Consider the following 19,317-nt stretch of genomic DNA (forward strand, 5'->3'; position numbering starts at 1 on the left):
ACCAGCCCGGCGCCGCCGGCCCGCATTCCCTGGATGCGGCAGATATCCCGGTCAGCCGTTGAACGCGAACCGCTCCTGCAGCCGGGACGCGGTGCGGTCCGGGTTCAGCAGCAGCACGCTCGCCGCCCCCACCAGCACCAGGTAGATCCCGATCATCCAGAACGCCGAGTTCATGCCTTCGGCCAGCCGGGCCGCCATCTCGGCCGTCTCGTGCACGCCCTTGGGCGCCGGGACGTAGCCGGCCCGGTCCATCAACGTGCCGACCATGGCCGGAGCCACCACGCCGCCGAGCGAGGCCAGACCGGTCAGCGTGGCCATCACGGCTGCGCGCTGCTTGGAGCAGACGCAGAAGGCGACGGCGGTAGGCGCCAGCGGGTAGATCATGGCCAAGCCGGCGCCGAGGGTCACGAACACCACGGCCGCGGGGCCGTCCATCTGCGGCAGGATCAGGAAGCACAGCCCCGAGCAGAGCAGGGTTGCGCCGAACAGGGCGCCCAGCGCCCAGCGCACGGTCACCCCGCGGCGCATCAGGAAGCGCGAGAGGTAGCCCAGCACCAGCAGCGCGCCGGCGCCGAGCAGCCACGGGAATGTGGAGACCAGGCCGATCATCTCCGGCGGCAGGGCCACCACCGAGGCCAGGTACTTCGGCGACCAAGTGGTCAAAAAGCCCTGCGCCCAGAAGCAGCCGGCTCCGGCCAGCACCGCCACCAGGAACATCCTCGAGCCCAGCACGCGGCGGATCGGCACGAGCTGGAGCAGGTCCGCCCGCTCGGCGATGCTGCCCCGGCCGCCTTCCACCCCACCGGCGCCGGCTGCGCCGGCAGCCGGGCCGCCGTCGCCCTCGGCAGCTTCCGCCGCACCGCGCTTCGTCGCGGTGTGGCTGTACGGTCCGTCGCGGCCGACCAGCAGCCAGCACAGCGACCAGACCAGGCCGACGATGCCGAGGAAACCGAAGGCCCAGCGCCAGCCCAGCGCGGGGTTGGCAATGATCCAGGCCAGCACCGGGGCGGCAATGATCGGTCCGAGCGTGGAGCCGATGGCGACCAGGCTGCTGGGCAGTCCGCGCTCCTTCGGCGCGAACCAGCCGTGGACGTGCTGCAGGGTGATCGGCGTCGCCGGGCCTTCGGCCGCCCCGAGCAGGATGCGCGAGACCAGCAGCACCGCGGCCCCGCCGCCGAACAGCATGGGGAACTGCAGCACGGCCCAGCTGATCCCCATGGTGAGGATGATCCAGCGGGTGGACACATTCCCGGCCAGGAAACCCACCGCGACGGCGGTGACGGCGAAGAGGAAGAAGAAGGCGCTGCCGATGAAGCCGAACTGGCCGGCGGTCAGGCCCAGCTCCCGGATGGCCGAATCGGCCACCAGGCCGAGCACGGCCTTGTCCGCGAAGTTGATGATCTGGAACACCACCAGCGCGCCGGTCACCAGCCAGGCCCGCCGGTTCATCCGGCCGGTCGCGATGGCCGCCCGCAGGGTGTGCGGCGGGATCTGCTGCTGCGTCGTCATGCTCCCACCTGCGCTTCCTCGCGGCGGCCGGCATGGTCCGTGCCGGCACCGACCACGAAACAGTCATTGTCCTCGGCCACCTGCACCGGACCGCCGAAGTCCCGGCGGGCGGCCTTTTCCATCTTCTGCAGGTCAGCGGTTCCCGGCGTGTTGGGCACGATGTGGTGCAGCACCAGGCGTCCGACGCCGGCGGCCCGGGCCACCTTGCCGACCTCGTCGAAGGAGGTGTGGGACTCGCGCAGGTGGATCTCGATCCCGTCGCGCGTGGGCCCGTCCGGGAAGGTGGCCAGGATGGCTTCCAGATCCATCACCTCGTGCAGCAGCAGGTCGGCCCCGCGGGCGAGCCGGATGCAGTTCTCCGAATAGGCGGTGTCGCCGGAAACCACCACGGACCCGTAGGCGGAATCGAAGCGGAAGGCGAAGGCCGGATAGCACAGCCGGTGGTCCACCAGGATGGCGGTGACCGTCACCAGTTCGTCGCGGTAGACCTCAAACGGCTCCATCTGCGGATGCCGGGCAGCCACCGGGTCGGCCCCGGCCTCCACCGGAATCCCGATGTCGTGCGCCGTCACCCATTCGTGCGGCTCGCTGCGGCCCTCGTCGGCCATCCGGATGCAGATATCGGAGGCGAACACGCGGTCCAGCAGCGCGCCGACCACCTCGGTGGTTCCGGCCATGGCCCGCTTCCCGATCCGCGCGTCCACCTGGGCGGCATGCTCGGCGTCGAGGGCCGGAACGCGCGGCGGCCGGCCCGGGCCGAAGATCTGGATCGGGCGGCTGAAGGATTCGCCCGGCACCTGCCAGCCGGTGACCAGGAAGGAGCCCAGGTCATAGATGTGGTCGGAGTGGTGGTGGGTCAGGAAGATGCCGCGCAGCTCGGACCAGGCGCAGCTGGAGCGGTAGTTGCGGATGCTTCCCATACCGCAGTCGACGACGTACGTGGCGCCGTCGACCCTGACGGCGGTGCTGGTGCCGGCACGGCTGCTGGAGACGATCGGACCGCCTCCCGTTCCCAGCGTATGGACGGACATGCCCCGGTGGGGATGGCTCATGGCTGTGGCCCTCGTTTCCTCGATGGATGGGCAAAACACACCCGCGCCGGAAGAGAAGCGGAGCGGGCTGGATGGACGCAACCGGCACCGATCGGCCGGACGTGACCCACATCATATGCAGTAGTTTTTGCGATCGCAAGAGGTGTTGCATATCTGTTCCGGCTCTGCCATGCTGGCCGCACCGCAAGCTCCCGGAACACCACTGAAAGGACTTCCCATGCAGCAGGAACAGGAAATCGTGCTCGGCGCCCTGCCGAAGGGCATCACGCTCGCCAGCGAGGCGATGGGCAACAAGACCTGGAACGTGCTCGGCCACACGTACCTGGCCAAGGTCGAAAGCGCCACCAGCTTCGCCTGGCTCTCGCTCGACCCGACCGGCACCGGCGTGCCGCCGCACGTGCACCCGACCCAGGACGAACACATCTACGTGATGGAGGGCGTCTACACGCTCTACCTGGACGGCGAGTGGACCACCGCCGGCCCCGGCGACACCGTCCGGATGCCCAAGGACCTGCCGCACGCCTACTACAACAAGGGCGAGACCCCGGGCAAGGCACTGTTCTGGGTCAGCCCCGCCGGCCGCCTGGCCCAGCTCTTCGACCAGCTGCACAACCTGGAGGACCCGGAGGAAGTGGTCCGCCGCTCGGCCCTGCACGACGTCGACTTCCTCCCGCCGGGCACCGTTCCCGGCGCCTGACAGTGGGGCGCCCGGCATCCGAGGCCGGGCGCCTGCCCGACCCAGTAAGAGGAATTCCCATGCACACCACCGCCCCCCGGCCCGCGCTGACCTTGCAGTATGGGCCGCACGCCCCCCAGACCATCGAGTGCTGGGACCCGGACCCGGGACAGCCGTGCCACGGCGCCGCGGTCCTGGTGCACGGAGGCTACTGGCGTGCACGGTTCGATGCCTCGCTGATGGAGCCGCTGGTCCGCGACCTCACCGCGCACGGCTGGGCGGTGGCCAATGTCGAATACCGCCGCGGCGGCAACGGCGGCGGCTGGCCTGCCACCCTCGAAGACGTGCAGGCCGCCGTCGACGCCGTGGCCGCCACGCCGTGGCGCGCCGGCTGGAGTGGCCCGCTGCTCGGTATCGGACACTCCGTCGGCGGGCAGTTGGTGCTGCTGGCCGCCGGCCGCCTGGACGCCGTCGTCGCCCTCGCCCCGGTCACCGATGCGGCCCGCACCTGGCGCGAAGGCCTGGGCGAAAATGCCGCCGCGGAGTTCTTTGGCAGCTCCCCCGGACAGGACCCGGCAACCTATGAGGCAGCCTCACCGGTCTGGCAACTGCCCGTCGGCGTGCCCTTGCTGGTGGTCCACGGCGCCTCCGACCAGCGCGTCCCGGTGGAGCACTCGCAGGATTACCTCGTGGCCGCGCGCGGGGCGGGGGACCAGGTGGACTTCTATTCACCGCACGAACTGGATCACCTGGCCGCTATCGATCCTGCCACCCCCACCTGGGAACGGGTGCGGCACTGGCTGGAGACGACCGCGGATCAGTTCCGGGCGTCCAGCAGTTCCCCGGCATAGGTGGCAGCCGGATCGCACAGGATCCGGTGCAGGGTCAGGAAAGCCTGCTTGGCCCGGGGCGCCTTCCACCCCTCCGGCAGGTACTCCAGCGGCAGGTTCGGATCCCGGTAGGGGAACTTCCGCCACAGCGTCAGCAGCGGCACGTAGGTGGCGAAGGCCAGCCGGTGTTCGGAGGCCGGCAGCGGGCCGCCCCCGGCCGTCCGGCGCTCCCAGTAGTCCGCCAGGCCGGCATAGTCCTCGAGGAAGTCCTCGTACTGCCGGTCCAGGGAACCCAGGTCCCACCACTGCGGCACCAGCGCCCGGATGTCCCCGGACTTCAGATAGTCGCCGGAAAAATACTCGGCGTAGCCGTCCAACCCGCGTTCGGCCAGCCGCCCCATCGCCTGGCCCATCACCGTGCTGGGCGCAATCGCCACGCCGGCGGCCACGAAGCCGAAGCCCAGGCTGGTCAGCTCGGCCTTGAGCTCATACCGGCGGTTGCGTTCGGCCTCCGGCACCGAGAAAACCACCAGCGACCACGGATCCCCCGGCTTCGAGCGTTCGGGGGCAAAGATGCGCTGGTCGTCGGCGCGGAAGAGGTCCAGCACGTCCGGCGACAGCGTATAGCCGGCCACGCCGTCGTGCTTCCGGCTGCGCAGGATGCCCTTGGCCTTCAGCCGCGAGATAGTGGACCGCGCCGCCTGCCCGTCGACGCCCAGGTCGGCGAGCATGGCCACCAGCGCCGAAACCGGCAGCATACCGCCGGCGCCGTACAGGCCGTAAAGCGTGACGACGAGTTCCTGGTGGAGCGGCCGGTGGGCCGGGGACGGGACGGGGCCGGTCAGTTCAAGGTCGGGGGCGGACACGCTTCCATCCTAGGCACGGCTGCTGTCAGCGCCGCCCACTGCCTCCGACTGGCCCGGCGGCAGCGCGGCACGGAAGAATAAACCCAACCGCTCCGCAATATCAGAAAGGCCCGCCCATGCCCACCGCCACCATCAACGACGCCCTGATTGCCTACACCGACTCAGATCCGGACGGCGGGACCGGCAACGTGCTGCTGCTCCTGCACGGCCATGCCTTCGACCGCAGCATGTGGGACGGCCAGGTCCGGCGCTTCGCGGCCGACGGCTGGCGGGTCATCGCCCCTGACCTGCGCGGCTTCGGCGAGTCCGAGGTGACCGCCGGCATCGTCTACACCGAGGAGTTCGCCGCGGACGCCGTCGGGCTGCTCGACCTGCTGGGGATCGACAAGGCGGTCGTGCTCGGCTACTCGATGGGCGGCCAGGTCGCGATGGAAATCCAGCACTCCTACCCGCAGCGCGTGCGTGCCCTGGCCATCGTGGACACGGTCCCGCAGGCCGAGGACGCCGCCGGCCGGCGCCGCCGCCACACCACCGCGGACCGCCTGATCGCCGAGGGCATGCAGGACTACGCCGCCGATGTCCTGGGCGTGATGATCGCCGGCTACAACGTGGACAAACTGCCCGAGGTCGCCGGGATGGTGCTGCAGATGATCCGCCGCTCCCCCGCCGCCGGCGCCGCGGCCGCGATGCGCGGCCGGGCCGAACGCCGCGGCTTCGCGGACACCCTGCGGGCCGTGCAGGTGCCGGCCCTCGTTATCGCCGGCACGGATGACGCGTTCGACGGCGGCGCGGCGGCCCGGATGCACGAGCTCATGCCGCACAGCAGCTTCGCCCGGATCGACGGCGCCGGCCACACCCCCAGCCTCGAGCAGCCCGAGGAGTTCGACCGCGTCCTCGGCGCGTTCCTGACCGGCCTGAGCCAGTAGCCGGCTGCGGCCCGGCGGACAACGCCCGGCCGCTACCCGGCCGCAAGCTCCCCGCGGACCAGCCGGCGGACCACCTCGGTGAGCAGCTCCACGCCGCGCACCGCGTCCTCGTCGCGGGTGTATTCGGCCTCGTTGTGCGAGATACCCTCGACGCTGGGCACGAACAGCATCACCGTCGGCACCACGTCCTTCAGGTTCGTCGAGTCGTGCCCGGCCACCGTCATGATCTCCGTGTGGCTGAACCCGAGCCGCTCGGCGCTGGCGATGCCCAGCGCCACACCCTCGGGCTGGTAGGCCACCAGCCCCCAGCGGTGCGTCAGCTCCAGGCCGATCTCGGTGCGGGACCGTGCCTCGGCGTCGGCAACCGCCTTGCCCAGCAGCTCCATGGCCCGGGCCAGCACGCTTTCGTCCGGCGAACGCAGGTCCAGGTTCATGACCGCCTGGCGGGCGATGGTCACCGGGGAGTTGGGCAGCACGTACAGTTCGGACACCGAGGTGTGCAGCAGTCCCGGCTCGAACTCGGCGGCCAGGTCCCGCGCCGCGGCAATCACCAGCGCGGCCCCGTAGAGGGCGTCCCGGCGGTCCTGCATCCGGGTCGCCCCGGTATGCGACTGTGCGCCGTCCACGGTGACCCGGTACTTGCTGGCGGCCCAGGTACGGTCCACGATCCCCACCTGGGTGCCGCTTTCCTCCAGGTTCCGGCCCTGCTCGATGTGGATTTCGGCGTAGCGGGCGATGTGCGCCAGCACCGGCGCACCGGCGTCGGCGGCCCGGTGGCCGGCGGCGAGGGCCTGGGCCACACTCACTCCGGCCGGGTCGGTGGTGGCCAGCGCGTCCATCAGCGGCAGCTTGCCGGTGAACACGGAGCTGCCCATCATGCTGGGCGTGAAGCGGCTGCCTTCCTCGTTGAACCAGTTGACCACGGCCAGGTTGCAGGCCGGCTCCACCGTGCCGGCCCGGAGCTCGGCGGCCACACGGGCACCGGCGTGCGCCGCGGCCAGCACCCCGTAGGCGCCGTCGTAGCGGCCGGCCAGGGGCTGCGAATCCAGGTGGGAACCGATCAGCACGTACGGGGCACCGGGAAGCAGCTCGATCGTGCCGAACTGGTTGCCGGCCTCGTCCACCGTCTCGGTGTAGCCGTGCTGCGCCAGCCAGCCGCCGAACCACTGCCGGGTGGCGTGGTCGGCGGGCGTGCCGGCCTGCCGGTCCACGCCGCCGCCGGGCGTGGCACCGAAGCCGGACATCGCAGCGAAGTCCGCCAGGAACTCAGTGTTGGTGGTGCTCATTTGGCATCTTCTCTAACTTCTTCGTGGATCGAAACTGCGGCCCGGTCCGCAACGGCCGCCCGGGCCGGGAACTTGTCGGCGCCGAAACGCAGCTGCCCGCCCACCATGGTGGCCAGGACCTCGGTCGCACCGATGCGCGCCGGCTGGACCGCGGTGGGGTCCTGGTCCAGGAACACCAGGTCGGCCAGGTAACCCGGCACCAGCCGGCCTTTGCGGTCGGCAGCTCCCGTGGCGGCGGCCGAGCCGGTGGTGTAGGCGGCCAGCGCCTCGGCGGCGGTGATCCGCTCGCCGGGACCGTAGACCTCGCCGGACGGGGTCAGGCGCTCCACGAAGGACTGCATGACGTCCAGCGGCCGGCCGTTGGACACCGGCCGGTCGGAACTGCCGGGCAGGACGGCGCCGCGCGCCAGCAGGCTCTTGGCCGGATAGGACAGGGCAGTGCGCTTCGGGCCGAGCAGCCGGGCCATGCCGTCGCCGAACTCGGTGATGAAGTGCGGCTGCGGGACCAGCACGATGCCGGCCTCGGCAATCCGGTCCAGCTGCTCGGGACGGACCACCCCGCCGTGTTCGATCCGGTTGGGCAGCGCGTTGCGGCCGTAGGTGTCCTGGGCCTCGGTGATGATGTCGATCGCGTGGTCGATGGCATGGTCGCCGATCGCATGCATCGCGATCGCCCAGCCGGCCCGGTACGCCTCGAGCGCCGATTCCCGCAGCTTGTCCGCATCCATCTGCAGGTAGCCGTGGTTGTGGGTGCAGCCGACGTATTCCTCGGTCACATAGGCGGTGCTGCCCAGCAGCGACCCGTCGCTGAAGATCTTCACCGACCCCAGCCGGAGCCAGTCATCGCCCAGACCGGTGCGGATGCCGGCGTCCAGGCCCCGGGAGGCCGGATCCGCGGCGTGGCCCGGCACCTCGTGCAGGGCGTCCAGGACCATCATCGGCTGCATCCGGACGCTGAGCAGCCCCTTGTCGCGCGCGCTCTGGTAGGCGGCGAACTCGCGCGGCGAATAACCGATCCAGCCGCCGGCGATGCCCGCGTCGGTGACGCTGGTAATGCCTTCGGACAGATAGTGGGTGGTGGCCAGATCCAGCGCCCGCTCGATGGTCTCCAGCGGGTAGGGCAGCATGATGTCCTGGACCAGCCGCATGGCGTTTTCCTCCAGCAGCCCGGTGGGCCGGCCGTCGTCGCCGGTGGCGACGAGGCCGCCGTCGATCGGCGCGGACAGGTCGGCACCGGCCGCGACGCGGTCCAGGGCCGCACCGTTGAGGGTGCAGGCGTGTCCGGAGGAGTGCTTGATCCAGACCGGGCGGCCCCCGGCGGCCTCATCCAGGCGGTCGCGGTCCGGCTGCTGGCCGCCGAGCAGCAGCGGGCTGTAGCCGGAGGCGATGACCCATTCGTCGGCAGCCAGCGGCGCCGCCGCCTCGGCGATGATGCGGTACACCTCGTCCAGGCTCCGCGCCGCGCCCAGGTTGGCTTCCAGCAGCCCGAGGCCGAACCACACGCTGTGGGCGTGGATGTCGTTGAAGCCGGGCACCAAGGTGGCTCCGTGCGCGTCGATGGTCTGGGCCGCGCGCATGGCCAGGTCCGGGTCCGGATCCACCGCCAGGACCTTGCCGTCGTGGATAAGCAGGCTGCCGGCCACCGGATACGACGGGTCCTGGGTCAGAATGCGGGCATGGTGGATGAACAGATCGACGAGCATAAATCCTTCTAAGTTATAGCGTCTCCCGGCGCCGGGAGTAAGAACCACCGTTTTGGGGGGAACGGCAGCCTTGCAGACCATTCAACGCTGGAACAATGACGCGTTCAATGGACAAAAGCCGCCGATTCAACTCGAAGACTTAGGCGTTTGCATAATATGGGTCCATGACTGCAGAGCATGGAGACGCCGCGGGACGGCTGCCGGCACAGCCCAGAGCCTTCCGGGCGGGGCCCTCCTCCGAGCCCGAGTGGGCACGGCTGATCGAGCGGCTGTGGCAGGAGCGGGACCTGCTGGTGAGCGACTTCCTGCAGCGGTTCGCCGCCGTGTCCTATGGCGAGGCCCGGGTCCCGGAGCAGGACGTCTACCAGACGGCGGTGGACACCATGGAGATGTTCCTGTTCCAGATGGCCGGCCTGGACCTGCCACCCGACCTGCGGTCGCTGCCCCGGGAGGTCGCCGTGCGCCGGGTCCGCCAGGGCGTTCCCCTGGAGGCGTTCCTGGAGGCGGTGCGCAACGACTTCCGCGTCCTGTGGAAGGGGCTGGAGCGGGTGGCCCGGCCGGACGGCATCGGCATCCTGGTCGCCAATATGGACCGTATCCTGGACATCGTCGAAGGCTACGTCAGCAGCATCCAGCAGGCTTTCGCCGAGGAGGAAGCCCTGCTGGCGCGCAACAAGCAGCTCTACCGGCAGCGCCTGCTCTCCCGGCTCTTCCATCCCGGCGCCGCGGACCCCGCCGAGGTGCAGGAGATTGCCGCGGCCCTCGGGATCCAGCCCCTGGACACCTTCGAGGTGCTGGCGGTGGTCGACGACGCCGTGCACCAGGCCCAGTCCCGGTACGGATCCGAGGCCGGCGTGTACGCCTATGAGAACACCGGGGCCCTCTATCTGTTCCGGCCGCAGCGCAAGGCACGCAGCTGGCGCCAGGAGGCACCCGGTTTCGCCGCCGGCTACGTGCCCGGGGCAGCGGGGCTGGCGGCCGTGCCGGCCGCGGCCGCGTCGGCACTGGTGCTGGCCCGGCACCGCGGCCCCGGGACAACGCTGGCCACCGTGGACGACACCTGGATGGGGATCGCCGGCAGCCTGCTCGAGCAGACCCTGCCGGGCTTCTCCGATCCGGTACACCGGGCGCTGGACCGGTGCACGCCGCACGAGCGCGAGCGCCTGCTGCAGGTGGCCCGCAGCTATGCGCGGACCGGCTCGATCAAGGAAACCTCCGAGGAGCTGTACTGCCACCGGAACACCGTGGTCAACCGGCTGCACAGCCTCCAGGAGGTGATCGGGCTGGACCTGACCGTCCCGGCCCAGGCGGCCCGGGCGCTGGTGGCGCTCAGCCGCTATGCAGCCAAGCAGGGCTAGATTATTGATTTGCCCAAGTTTTTCCGCTCAAGTCTGTGGATATTGTCATTGTTCGGGGAATTAGCACTCGCTTACCCTTGATAGAGCACTACTGTTCTGCTCGCGTGATCTCCCTCCGGCACGTGCCCCGGAGGGGGCGCAGGCCCTGGCCCCACGACCGCCACGGGAATCCGCGCTGCAGACCTCCTCAAATTTGAAAGGCCCACTCCTTGACCACGTCGCCCACGCTCCATGGCGCCAAGAGCGCCCCGCCGGTCGTCTCCGGCAAGGATGCCGGCAAGATCGCCCGCGCCGCCTTTGTCGGAACAGCCCTCGAATGGTACGACTACTACCTCTTCGGCACCGCCGCGGCCCTGGTCTTCAACCGGCTCTTCTTCACCGAACTGAACCCGACGGCGGCCCTGCTGGCCTCCTTCGCCACCTTCGGCGTCGGCTTCGCCGCCCGCCCGATCGGCGCCGTCGTCTTCGGCTACATCGGCGACCGGTACGGACGCCGCCCGGCGCTGCTGACCACGATCGTGATGATCGGCATCGCCACCGCCCTGATCGGCGCGCTGCCGGACTTCGCCAGCATCGGCCTGGCCGCACCGATCCTGCTCGCGGTGCTGCGCCTGGTCCAGGGCCTGGCCGTCGGCGGCGAATGGGGCGGTGCCGTGACCATGGCGGTCGAGCACGCTCCGGCCGAAAAGCGCGGCCGGTACGCCGCGATGGTCCAGATCGGCTCGCCGGTCGCCACCCTGCTTGCCTCCGGCGCGTTCACGCTGGTGCTGCTCCTGCCGTCCGAGGCCTTCGACGCCTGGGGCTGGCGCATTCCGTTCCTGCTGGCCATTCCGATGCTGCTCGTCGCGCTCTGGATCCGCCTCAAGGTCGAGGAGTCCCCGATCTTCAAGGATCTGCTCGCCCAGGAAGAGACCGTCAAGGTTCCTGCGCTTGAGGTGTTCCGCCACGCCGGCGGCCGCCTCGTCGTGGCCGTGCTCGCCGCCCTGCTCGGCGTCGGCGGTTTCTACATGATCACCACCTTCGTGGTCAGCTACGGCGCCAACACCCTCGGCGTCGAACGCAGTGTGATGGTCAACGCCACCCTGGTCGCCGCCGTCGCCCAGATCATCGTCACCATCCTGATGGGCCGGCTGGCCGAGAAGGTCGGCCCGGGCAAGGTCACCATGTGGGGCGGCATCGCCACCGCGGTCCTGGCCTTCCCGCTGTTCGCCATGATCGACACGAAGTCCCCGCTGATGATCACGCTGGCCATCACCATCGGCATCATGCTCATCGCCGTCGCGTACGCCGTCAACGGCGCCCTGCTGACCGAGCTGTTCCCGCCGAAGCTGCGCTACTCCGGCGTGGCCCTGGGCTACAACATCGCCGGCGCCACCAGCGGCTTCATGCCGATGGTCGCCACTGCCATGCTGGGCGTCTCCGGCAACGCGTCCTGGGGCGCGGCGCTGATCCTGGCCATCATCGCGCTGCTCACCGCCGTCGGCGGTTTCCTCGGCGGACGCATGCGTGTCCGGGACAAGCAGCTCGTCGCCGACGCCTAAAGCCCGGGGCCCCGCGCCCCGCTCGGTGCCGCCAGGCACCAGCCGCTCAACCATCTGCGTGGGGGAGCCGTCCCGCAGGACGGCTCCCCCACGCCGTCTCCGGAGAAGATCATGACCACCGACGCACAGTCCCGCAGGATCCTCGACGCCGTCGACGCCGCTTTCGACGCCCAGCTGGCCTTCACCCAGGAACTGGTCAAACATCCGTCGCTGCGCACCCGGGAGGGCAGCGCCCAGGACCTGCTCTACGCGGCGATGGCCGGACGCGGCCTGGAGCTGGACCGGTGGGAGCTGGATCCCGCGGAGCTTGCCGCACACGAAGGCTTCGGCCCGGTGACGGTGTCCTACCAGAACGTGACCAATGTCGTCGGCACCTACCGGCCGGCCGCGGAGCGGGGCCGGTCCCTGATCCTCAACGGCCATGTCGACGTCGTGCCCGAAGGCCCGGTCGAGGCCTGGTCCCGTTCCCCGTGGGATGCGCCGATCATCGACGGCTGGCTGTACGGCCGCGGCGCCGGCGACATGAAGGCCGGGCTGGCGGCGAACCTCTTCGCGTTCGACGCCGTCCGCGCCGCCGGCTTCGAGCCGGCCGGACGCATCCACTTCCAGTCCGTGGTCGAGGAGGAATGCACCGGCAACGGCTCGCTGGCCGCGCTGCTGCGCGGCTACCGGGCCGACGCCGTGATCATCCCGGAGCCCGAGGAGGACATGCTGGTGCGCGCCAACGTGGGCGTGCTCTGGTTCAAGGTGCGGGTCACCGGCAGCCCCACGCACCCGCGGGAAATGGGCTCCGGCTTCAACGCCATCGACGCCGCCTACACCACGATGGCGGCGCTGCGCGAGGTGGAAGCGAAGTGGAACGTGGCCCGGACGGAGCACCGCTACTTCGAGGACCTGGACCACCCGATCAACTTCAACTTCGGCGGCATCGCCGGCGGCGACTGGCCCTCGAGCGTGCCGGCCTGGTGCGAGTTCGACGTGCGCGCGGCGATCTACCCGGGCATCAGCGCCGAGGCGGCCTGGGCCGAACTGCAGGACTGCCTGGCCGGCCTCGCCCGCGGCGGGAACCCGATCCATGCCGTTGCCACCCGGACCGGCTTCTTCGCCGAAGGCTACGTGCTCGAACCGGGCAGCGCCGCTGAGACCCTGCTGGAACGCACCCACGAGCAGGTGTTCGGCACCGGGCTGGAAAGCTTCACCACCCCCGGCTATCTGGACGGCCGGGTCTTCACCCTCTACGCGGACACCCCGACGCTGGTCTACGGCCCGGTCTCGGAGGCGATCCACGGGTTCGACGAGCGCGTCTCGGTGGAGTCGGTCCGCCGGATCACCAAGAGCATCGCGCTGTTCATCGCCAGCTGGTGCGGGCTCGAGGAGCGGGGCTGATCCCCTAGCCAGCGTCGACGTCGACCGCCAGGTGCCGCGGGCCGCGCAGGATCGGGCTGGGCCGGTACGGCGGCGGGTCCTCGGCCAGCCGGGGGTTGCGGAACCGGCGGGCGAATTCGGTCAAGGCCACCTGCGTCTCCAGCCGGGCCAGCGGCGCCCCGAAGCACAGGTGGATGCCGCTGCCGAACCCGAGGTGCTGGTTGTCCGGCCGGTCCGGGATGAAGCGGTCCGGCTCGGCCACGTGCTGCGGGTCGCGGTTGGCGGCGGCGAGCAGCAGCGTGACCGGGGACCCGGCGGGAATGGTGGTGCCTGCGGCCTCGATGTCGTCCAGCGCGGTCCGGATCGGGATGAAGTGTACCGGCGGCTCGTAGCGCAGCAGTTCCTCGGTCATCGGAATGACCAGGTCCGGGTCGCGGCGCAGCCGCTCAAGCACGTCCGGATGGCGCAGCAGGGTCAGGACGCCGTTCGAGATCAGGTTGACGGTGGTCTCGTGCCCGGCGATCAGCAGCAGCAGGCCGGTGCTCGCCAGCTGCTCGGTGGACAGCCTCCCCTCCGGACCGTCGTCGGCGGCCATCGCCGAGAGCAGGTCGTCGCCGGGAGCCTGCCGGTGCCGTTCCACCAGTTCGCTGATGAAGTTGAACAGCTCGTTGCCGGCCTCTTCCCGCTTCTGCTGCTGGACCTGCGGATCCACGCCGGGGTTGATGGCCTCCAGTGCCATGTCCACCCATTTCCGGAACCGCGGCCGGTCCTCGACCGGAACCCCGAGCAGCTCGCAGATCACCGAAACCGGGAACGGATACGCCAGCTCGTCCACCACGTCGATCCGGGTCTTGCCCGCCATCTCGTCGATCAGCCCGGTGACGATCTCCAGCATCCGGGGCTCCATGCCCGCGACCCGCCGGGGGGCCTGCGGCGGCCCGAAGTGCCGCATCGCGAGCCGGCGCTGCCGGTCATGCTCGGGCGGGTCCATCAGCAGGAAGCTCGGCGGCCTGTCCTCGGGCTGCTCGGCCATGGCGGCGGCGAACTGCGGGTTGTGGCTCGGGTCCGAGCTCAGCCGCGGATCGTGCAGCAGCGCAAGGACCTCCGGGTAGGTGCTGACCAGGTAGGATCCGTCCGCCTGGCGGCTCACCGGGGTGCGGCGGAGCTCGGCGTAGAGCGGGTAGGGATCGGCCCGGTGGGCGGGGTCCAGGACCTGTTCCCAGACGGTGGGCTCGGCCATGGCGGCGGCTCCTTGATGGGTGGGACGATGGCGGCGGGCCGGAACCCCGCCGGGACCGGCTGCAGCTGCGCCGGCCCGTCGATCTGGCTGAAGGACGGCGGGAACGCCGCCCCCTGCGCAATCAGCGGCTCGTAGAAGTCCAGCCACTTGTTCTGGTTGAAGGCCACGGCCGCCACGATCCGGCCCTGGCAGCCGTAGACCGCCAGGAACCGGCGCTGCGGCACCGAGCCTTGGGCGATCGCCACTTCGTCGGCCAGCGCGGGCACCCCGACGCTCTTGATTTCGTGGCCGAACTGCACGGACCAGAACTTGGGCACGGCCAGATGCTGCTGCAGCCCGGCCGCGCTGCCGGCCATGTTGTGTGCCGCGGTCCCGGCCTGGGACACGGCGTCGCCCCAGTGCTCCAGCATCAGGAACCGGTTGCCGAACAGCGGCTGCGCGGCGCAGGAGACATCCCCGGCGGCGAAGATGCCCTCGACCACCTGCCCGTCCGTGTCCAGCACGCGGCCGCCGGCATCGCAGGCCACTCCCCAGGGACCACTGGCCAGCCCGGAGCCCGCCAGCCATTCGACGTTGGGGGTGCCGCCGAGCGCGACGACGGCGATGTCCGCCTCGAGCACCGTGCCGTCGGCGAACCGGGCGCGGCGCAGCCGGCCGCGGCCGTCCCCTTCCAGGGCGGCAACCCGGGTCCCGCAGCGCAGGTCCACACCGTTGTCCCGCTGGATCTCCCCCGCGATGGCGCCGATGGTGGTGCCCAGCGCGGCACGCAGCGGTGCCGGACCGGCTTCGGCGACGGTCACCGGCAGGCCGAGTTCCCGGCACACCGAGGCGATCTCCGAGCCGATGAAGCCGGCGCCGACCACCAGGACCCGGGCGGGGCTGGCCGCGAGCCGGCGCCGCAGCTGCGCGGCGTCCTGGCGGGTGCGCAGGGTCAGGACGCCCGCGAGCGCCGCCTCCGCCGGATCCGGCCAGGGCCGGGCCCGCAGGCCGGTGGCGATCAGCAGCCGGTCGAACCCGAGCCGGGTCCCGTCCGCCAGGTGCACCTGCCGGCCGGCCACGTCCAGGCCGGCCGCCGCGACGCCCAGCCGCCACTGCGCATCGATCCCGTGCCGGCGGGGCAGCGCGGTGCGGTCCGGCCGCACCCACCCCGACTGCACCTGCTTGGACAGCGGCACCCGGTCGTAGGGCTCGTGCAGTTCGTCGCCGACCAGGATCAGGGATCCGGCGAAGCCTTCCGCGCGCAGCTGTTCCGCGGCCCGCAGCCCGGCCAGCGAGGCACCGACGATGACGATCCGGCCGGTCCGCCGGAAGCTGCCGGCGTCGTCGTGCGCGGTTGCGGCGACCGCCGCGCCGGTCTGCCCGTCGGTACTCGCGGGCGCCCAGTCCGCGCCGTCGAGCCTGATGGCCTGCACCGGGCACGCGGCGGCGGCCCGCAGGATCCTGCGGCGCTGGCCGTCCGCCGGTTCCGGGTCGTAGACCAGGGCCTCGTCCCCCTGCATGGCGAAGACGTCCGGGGCGAGGAAGGCACACTGCCCGTAGCCCTGGCACTTGGTGAGGTCGACGACGAGTCGCATGTCGGTGTTCTTCCTCGTGCGGGCGTCCGCCCGCCCCTGTCCGGGGGTTGCTGAAGTGAATCGAGTCTAGGCCCGATTCCCGGGCAGCGGAAGAGGATCCGGACCGGCGCCGCCGATGCCTGAGCTGCGCCTCCGGTGCATCCTGAGCCGCGCCGAGCACGCGCCGGAGCAGTACCGCCGCTGTCCCCGCTTGGTCGTGTCAATGAAGGACGCCGGGCAGCCAGGCGCCGCGCAGCAGCGCGCCCGGCGGACCAAGCCGCCGGCATGCAACTGCATGGCCGCGGGCACCAGCCGTGCTGCCAATGCCGGCGCGAAGCCCCGAGCCCGGAAACATAGTGGAGCGGGCCCGCCTCCCCGAGTGCAGGGGCGACGGCGTAGTCGCGTGCCAGCCGGTCCAGTTCACGCCGCGCCCGGCCATGATCTGTTCCCCAGGCTGCCGGGGCCAGCCTATCCCGCAGCCGGCAGACCGGCGCGAGGTCGCGGACCAGCGGCTCGTCCGGCGGGTTAAAGCCGGCCAGTCCATCGGCCAGCCTGGCCAGCTGCCGGACGTAGTGCAGATTCTCCGGAACGCCGTCCATGGCCCGCTGTGGATAACCTGGCGGCTTGTGGGCACCCACCCCCCACTACCTTCTAGGCGGACCCGCCGCACGCGTAGACTCGTGTTGTGGCCGGTACTGCGGCTCGCCCGCCTTCGCTTCGTTCCCGGCGCCGGCTCCCCGCACCAACGCGCGGCGTGCGCCGGCACCAGATGGCCCGATGGCTGGCGCTGCTCACCCTGGGATTCCTTGCGGCCGTGCTGGCGGGTTGTGCCTCGCCGACCGGTGGCTCGTCCCCCACGCCCACCGGGGCGTGGTCGCTGGCCGCATTGGGTGATTCCGTGCCGGCGGGCGTCGCCTGTGATTGCACGCCGTACCCGCAGTTGAGTGCCTCGGACTTGTCATCGCCGGACGGTCCGGCGGTCAAGGCCGCAAACGAGGCGGTCGGCGGGTTCACCACCGTCGACGTGCTTCACCAGCTCACCGACGCAAGTGCCGCGATCGACTCGGTCAAGGCCGCGCGCCTGGTGGAGATCGAAGTGGGCGCGAACGACGTGGCGTATTCCAGCTCGTGCGGCACCGAGGTGGCCTGCTACCTGCCCAAGCTGACGGATCTGAGGACCAACCTGCACGACATCGTGGACCGCGTACACGAGCTCACCGCCGGCCATGCGGTGAACGTGGTGCTGCTGGACTACTGGAGCGTCTGGCTTGGCGGCCAGTACGCAAGCCAGCAGGGTCAGGCCTACGTCGACGCAGCGGCTACCGTCACCGACGAGGTCAATACGGTGATCAAGGACATCGCAGCGCAGACCGGGTCGGCGTACGTCGACCTGCGCGCGGCGTTCAAAGGCCCCGACTACAGCTACGACGAAACCCATTACCTGGCCGCCGACGGCGACCATCCCAACGCCGCCGGCCACCAGAAGATCGCCGCCGCCCTGGCCGAGGTGGTGCAGCGGCCGCAGGGGACGTGACCCCCAGCGCTCCTAGGCGCGCACCACCGGCAGCTCGGCCCACTCGCCGGTGTACCGCGGCGAAGAGAATTCCCGCTTCATGGACCAGGCTGCCGGCGCGGCCAGGCCGCCGGCGCCCAGCCCGATGGCCGATTCCCCGAATTTCGCCCGTACGCTGCCGAGCAGCCCGCCCAGCTGCCGCTGTTCCTGCGGCCCGGCGAAGGGCTCCAGCGTCTCCTGGCCGTCCGCCGGCTCCAGTCCGGTGAGCACCACGCCTGCCCGCACATATGCCGTGCCGGGGACCATGCACCCGCGCATCGCGGCCACCGCCGCCTTGGTCAGCGCGATCGGATCCTGGGTCGGCGCCGGCAGGCGCACGGTGGCGGCGGGGAAGGCCGCCTCGCCGGAAAACCTGCTCGTCCCGGCGGAAACGGTCAGCACCGAGGCCCGCAGCCCCTCGGCCGCCAGCCGCGAGGCCGCCTTCTGGGCGTAGACGGCCATCACCTCGTCCAGCTGCTCCGCCGTCGAGACCGGCGTGGAAAAGCTGCGCGAGAACATGACCTGCTGCCGGTCCGCGCGCTCGTCCACCGGCGGGATGCAGGCGGTCCCGTTCAGCTCCAGCACGGTGCGCTGCAGCACCACGGAGAACCGCTTGCGGATCAGCAGCGGGTCGGCGGCCTTCAGGTCCGCAATGGTCTCGATCCCGATGGCGTTCAGACGCTTGCCGGTCCTGGCCCCCACACCCCAGAGCCCGGTGACCGGCACCCGGGACTGGATGTGCTCCGCTTCCCCCGGCGGCATCGAACCCAGCGAGCACACCCCGCGCAGATGCGGGTTCCGCTTGGCCACATGGTTGGCGAACTTGGCCAGCGTCTTGGTCGCCGCCACCCCCACGCACACCGGCACGCCCACGTGCCGGCCGACGGCGCTGCGGATCCGGCCGGCCGCCTCGCGCAGCTGCGCCTCGTCCCCGGCCAGTCCGAGGAAACACTCGTCGATCGAATAGACCTCCTGCCAGGTGCCGAACCGCGCGAGCAGTTCCATCACCCGGGCGCTCAGGTCCCCATACAGTTCGTAGTTGCTTGAGCGCGCCACCAGGCCCCAGCGCGGGGCCGAGGGCGCGAGCTGGAACCACGGAGTGCCGGTCTTGATCCCCAGCCGCTTGGCCTCCGCGGAACGGGACACCACGCTGCCGTCGTTGTTGGAGAGCACAACGACGGGGCGGCCTTCCAGCGACGGGTCGAAGACCCGCTCGCAGGAGACATAGAAGTTGTTCACGTCGACCAGGGCAATGCGGCCGCCCGGTCCGGCCCCGTCCTCAGACATGGTGCAGGCACCGGGTGACCACGCCCCAGACGGTCAGATCCGCCAGCTCCGGCACCTCGGCGTCCGGCTGCCCCGCGCTGTCGGCCTGCAGCACGACCCCGCGGCCGGTCAGGCGCAGGCGCCGGATCACCAGTTCGCCGTCGAGCACGGCCACGACGACGTTCCCGTCCCGGGGCACCAGCGAGCGGTCCACGATGATCTCGTCCCCGTCCGCGATCCCGGCCGCCGCCATCGAGTTCCCGGCCACCCGCATGATGAAGGTGCTGGTGCGGTCCCGGATCAGGTGCCGGTTCAGGTCGATGCCGCCGTGGTAATAGTCCCGCGCCGGCGAGGGAAAACCCGTCGCCTGGGCCGACGCACCGTCGCCGCCATCCGCGGGCCGGGCCGCCGGAGTACCGTGGAAGATCACCGCCGCCCCCTCGAACACAGTTTCGACAGCAGATTACCACCCCGCGGGCGGCCGCCCCGGGACAGGACCCATAGCCCTGGCTGCGCAGCCAACCCGCGCGCCTCCTCGCAGCAGCCCCTCCCGCACGCAGCCCCCTCCCCATGTTTACTCTTCAAGCATTGCAA

The 19,317-nt window shown here is 70.9% G+C and carries 17 protein-coding genes; 7 read left to right on the forward strand and 10 right to left on the reverse strand.

Annotated elements, in window-relative coordinates; all coding sequences use genetic code 11:
• Positions 1 to 51: 51 nt before the first annotated feature.
• Positions 52 to 1,509, reverse strand: a complete 1,458-nt coding sequence (locus LVY72_RS18800) for an MFS transporter (protein WP_237824766.1) — start codon at positions 1,507 to 1,509, stop codon at positions 52 to 54.
• On the reverse strand, positions 1,506 to 2,561 hold the full coding sequence (locus LVY72_RS18805) for an MBL fold metallo-hydrolase (protein WP_237824769.1): 1,056 nt from the start codon (positions 2,559 to 2,561) through the stop codon (positions 1,506 to 1,508). The genes LVY72_RS18800 and LVY72_RS18805 overlap by 4 nt, the downstream gene beginning before the upstream one ends.
• A gap of 217 nt (positions 2,562 to 2,778) precedes the next feature.
• Here LVY72_RS18805 and LVY72_RS18810 point away from each other — a divergent pair, with 217 nt between their 5' ends.
• Together LVY72_RS18810 and LVY72_RS18815 are read left to right on the forward strand one after the other, a co-directional pair.
• Complete coding sequence (locus LVY72_RS18810) at positions 2,779 to 3,258, forward strand: cupin domain-containing protein (protein ID WP_237824771.1); 480 nt, start codon at positions 2,779 to 2,781, stop codon at positions 3,256 to 3,258.
• 59 nt (positions 3,259 to 3,317) lie between these two features.
• Positions 3,318 to 4,088, forward strand: coding sequence for an alpha/beta hydrolase family protein (locus LVY72_RS18815; RefSeq protein WP_237824779.1), 771 nt, complete (start codon positions 3,318 to 3,320; stop codon positions 4,086 to 4,088).
• Here the strand turns inward: LVY72_RS18815 and LVY72_RS18820 are convergent.
• Entirely contained in the window at positions 4,055 to 4,933 is an 879-nt protein-coding gene (locus LVY72_RS18820; RefSeq protein WP_237824781.1) for a PaaX family transcriptional regulator, read from the reverse strand. The genes LVY72_RS18815 and LVY72_RS18820 overlap by 34 nt on opposite strands.
• Before the next feature lie 116 nt (positions 4,934 to 5,049).
• On the opposite strand from LVY72_RS18820, the gene LVY72_RS18825 reads away from it, so the two are divergent.
• Positions 5,050 to 5,859, forward strand: a complete 810-nt coding sequence (locus LVY72_RS18825) for an alpha/beta fold hydrolase (RefSeq protein WP_237824783.1) — start codon at positions 5,050 to 5,052, stop codon at positions 5,857 to 5,859.
• 32 nt (positions 5,860 to 5,891) lie between these two features.
• Here LVY72_RS18825 and LVY72_RS18830 read toward each other — a convergent pair whose 3' ends face one another.
• Complete coding sequence (locus LVY72_RS18830) at positions 5,892 to 7,145, reverse strand: M20 family metallo-hydrolase (RefSeq protein WP_237824791.1); 1,254 nt, start codon at positions 7,143 to 7,145, stop codon at positions 5,892 to 5,894.
• Complete coding sequence (locus LVY72_RS18835) at positions 7,142 to 8,848, reverse strand: amidohydrolase (RefSeq protein WP_237824793.1); 1,707 nt, start codon at positions 8,846 to 8,848, stop codon at positions 7,142 to 7,144. The genes LVY72_RS18830 and LVY72_RS18835 overlap by 4 nt, the downstream gene beginning before the upstream one ends.
• Before the next feature lie 164 nt (positions 8,849 to 9,012).
• Here LVY72_RS18835 and LVY72_RS24460 point away from each other — a divergent pair, with 164 nt between their 5' ends.
• From LVY72_RS24460 to LVY72_RS18850, 3 genes are all read left to right on the forward strand, one after another.
• Positions 9,013 to 10,206: a helix-turn-helix domain-containing protein gene (locus LVY72_RS24460; RefSeq protein WP_269092689.1), complete on the forward strand. Its 1,194-nt coding sequence runs from the start codon at positions 9,013 to 9,015 to the stop codon at positions 10,204 to 10,206.
• A 209-nt stretch (positions 10,207 to 10,415) separates the two neighbouring features.
• Complete coding sequence (locus LVY72_RS18845) at positions 10,416 to 11,747, forward strand: MFS transporter (protein ID WP_237824795.1); 1,332 nt, start codon at positions 10,416 to 10,418, stop codon at positions 11,745 to 11,747.
• A 111-nt stretch (positions 11,748 to 11,858) separates the two neighbouring features.
• Positions 11,859 to 13,133: an ArgE/DapE family deacylase gene (locus LVY72_RS18850; protein WP_237824797.1), complete on the forward strand. Its 1,275-nt coding sequence runs from the start codon at positions 11,859 to 11,861 to the stop codon at positions 13,131 to 13,133.
• Between the two features lie 4 nt (positions 13,134 to 13,137).
• On the opposite strand, the gene LVY72_RS18855 is transcribed toward LVY72_RS18850, so the two are convergent.
• The 3 genes from LVY72_RS18855 to LVY72_RS24950 form a co-directional block, all read right to left on the reverse strand.
• Positions 13,138 to 14,352, reverse strand: coding sequence for a cytochrome P450 (locus LVY72_RS18855; RefSeq protein WP_237824805.1), 1,215 nt, complete (start codon positions 14,350 to 14,352; stop codon positions 13,138 to 13,140).
• Positions 14,259 to 15,926 (reverse strand): FAD-dependent oxidoreductase, encoded by a 1,668-nt coding sequence (locus tag LVY72_RS18860; RefSeq protein WP_237824814.1) that lies wholly within the window; start codon positions 15,924 to 15,926, stop codon positions 14,259 to 14,261. Before LVY72_RS18860 ends, LVY72_RS18855 begins: the two co-directional genes overlap by 94 nt.
• Positions 15,927 to 15,992: 66 nt before the next feature.
• Positions 15,993 to 16,202, reverse strand: a complete 210-nt coding sequence (locus LVY72_RS24950; RefSeq protein WP_372463734.1) for a CGNR zinc finger domain-containing protein — start codon at positions 16,200 to 16,202, stop codon at positions 15,993 to 15,995.
• Positions 16,203 to 16,674: 472 nt separating this feature from the next.
• Between LVY72_RS24950 and LVY72_RS18865 the strand changes: the two genes are divergently transcribed.
• Positions 16,675 to 17,439 (forward strand): SGNH/GDSL hydrolase family protein, encoded by a 765-nt coding sequence (locus tag LVY72_RS18865; RefSeq protein ID WP_237824836.1) that lies wholly within the window; start codon positions 16,675 to 16,677, stop codon positions 17,437 to 17,439.
• A gap of 12 nt (positions 17,440 to 17,451) precedes the next feature.
• Here LVY72_RS18865 and LVY72_RS18870 read toward each other — a convergent pair whose 3' ends face one another.
• Both LVY72_RS18870 and LVY72_RS18875 read right to left on the reverse strand, forming a co-directional pair.
• Positions 17,452 to 18,744 (reverse strand): Y-family DNA polymerase, encoded by a 1,293-nt coding sequence (locus tag LVY72_RS18870; RefSeq protein ID WP_237824816.1) that lies wholly within the window; start codon positions 18,742 to 18,744, stop codon positions 17,452 to 17,454.
• Complete coding sequence (locus LVY72_RS18875; RefSeq protein WP_237824838.1) at positions 18,737 to 19,150, reverse strand: LexA family protein; 414 nt, start codon at positions 19,148 to 19,150, stop codon at positions 18,737 to 18,739. Before LVY72_RS18875 ends, LVY72_RS18870 begins: the two co-directional genes overlap by 8 nt.
• Between the last annotated feature and the right edge of the window lie 167 nt (positions 19,151 to 19,317).

The sequence above is a fragment of the Arthrobacter hankyongi genome, from assembly GCF_022012395.1.
GTDB lineage: Bacteria > Actinomycetota > Actinomycetes > Actinomycetales > Micrococcaceae > Crystallibacter > Crystallibacter hankyongi.